Source organism: Pectobacterium polonicum (genome assembly GCF_005497185.1).
Taxonomy (GTDB): Bacteria; Pseudomonadota; Gammaproteobacteria; order Enterobacterales; family Enterobacteriaceae; genus Pectobacterium; species Pectobacterium polonicum.
On sequence record NZ_RJTN01000070.1, the window covers coordinates 1 to 346 of the forward strand.

At 45.4% G+C, this 346-nt stretch carries 1 protein-coding gene; it reads right to left on the bottom strand.

Going from position 1 to position 346, the window contains the following annotated elements:
• Positions 1-106 (bottom strand): transposase (locus tag EDI29_RS22660; RefSeq protein ID WP_193555691.1); only part of this gene is annotated, 106 nt, incomplete at its 3' end.
• Between the last annotated feature and the right edge of the window lie 240 nt (positions 107-346).

The window sequence follows — 346 nt, forward strand, 5'->3', positions numbered from 1 at the left end:
CTTTGCGTTTTTCCCCGTAGAACACCTGTCTTCGGTACTTCGGCGCAAAAACTATGTGATATTTACAGTTCCATCGGGTGTGCGCTAAGCTCTTTTCGTCCCTCATTGGGACCCCCTTTTGATTTCTTGTTGAACGTTTGCAGTTGCCAGACCGCAAACTGTTTTAACAAATCAAAAGGGGTTTTTATAACTGGCCCAAAGCTGAAAGCTTTACTGAACCCCCAGCCTAGCTGGGGGTTTTCTGGGCACAAGAAAAATCCACGCAGTTGCGTGGATTTTAAAGGGTTTATCAGTCTTCATGCGATTCACAGAAACCTCATGAGACAACAGGAGCGAATTAGACGTT